The sequence below is a fragment of the Protofrankia sp. Cr1 genome (genome assembly GCF_963555865.1).
Lineage (GTDB): Bacteria > Actinomycetota > Actinomycetes > Frankiales > Frankiaceae > Protofrankia.
Genome location: NZ_CAUVXO010000623.1, coordinates 1 through 1,288 on the forward strand (window position 1 = coordinate 1; position 1,288 = coordinate 1,288).

The following is a 1,288-nucleotide window of genomic DNA, read 5'->3' on the forward strand; positions in this document are numbered from 1 at the left end:
GGCAGTACGGCAGTCTCCCGAGGAACGGTCACCGACCGTGCACACAGTTCCGGCGGCAGGTGGACTCGCGGTCCGTACAGTAGCGGTGATCGGCCCGTGCCCGTGGCCGCAGAGGAGGTGGGCGATGACGCGCTGGTTCAACACGGCCGGTCCGTGCGTGTCCAGCGATCATTACATGATCCCCGCGTCGGTTCGGCTGCCCGAGGTTCCCCGTCTGGTAGCGCGCAAGAGCTATTTCGTGGTGCACGCGCCACGACAGACCGGGAAGACAACCGCTCTGCAGGCGCTCGCGTCCGAGCTGACCGCCAGCGGCCGGCATGCGGCCCTGTTGTTCTCCTGCGAAGCCGGACGGGCCTGGGGGGACGACATCGGTGCAGCCACCCGCGCCATCCTCGACGAGATCCGCGCGGCGGCCGAGGACTCGCTCCCGGCCGGGCTACGCCCACCTCCGTGGCCGGCGGTGTCGGAGGGCACGCAGCTTGGCATGGCGCTGCGGGCGTGGGCGCAGGCGTGCCCGCGGCCGTTGGTGCTGTTCTTCGACGAGATCGACGCGCTGCAAGGCCGGACACTGATCAGTGTGCTTAGTCAGCTACGCAGTGGCTACCGAGGCCGGCCCGACAACTTCCCCGCCTCGGTCGCGTTGTGCGGTCTACGCGACGTCCGTGACTATAAAGTCGCTTCGGGTGGTGATCCGTCTCGATTGGGAACATCCAGCCCGTTCAACATCAAGGTCGAATCGCTCCGGCTGGGGGACTTCACCCTTGACGAGGTACGGGAGCTGTACGGCCAGCATACGGCTGAGACGGGGCAGACATTCACGCCAGAGGCGATGGAACGGGCGTTCCATCTGACCGCCGGACAACCGTGGCTGGTCAATGCCCTCGCCTACGAGATCGTCGACAAGATACAGATCCCGACGTCCACACCGATCACCGTCGACCATGTGGAACAGGCGAAGGAACGGCTTATCCTCGCCCGGGCCACCCACCTGGACTCGTTGGCGGACAAGCTCACCGAGCCCCGGGTTCGCCGGGTCATGGAACCGGTGCTGGCCGGGACCGTCACCGTGTTCGAGCCGTTCAGCGATGACGTCCTCTACGCCCGCGACCTCGGCCTGATCACCCAGACTTCCCCCGTCGAGGTCGCCAACCCCATCTACCGGGAGGTCATCGCCCGGGTCCTCGCCGACGGCCTGCTTGACTACACCGACAACGTGCCCCGCCCCCGCTCCTTCGCGCTGCCCGACGGCCGTCTGGACTTCCCCCGCCTGCTGGAAGAGTTCGCTGCC

The 1,288-nt window shown here is 67.2% G+C and carries 1 protein-coding gene; it reads left to right on the top strand.

The features are described from left to right. Positions 1-124: 124 nt before the first annotated feature. The coding region (locus U9980_RS26930; RefSeq protein ID WP_322770495.1) for an ATP-binding protein at positions 125-1,288 on the top strand (1,164 nt) is incomplete at its 3' end.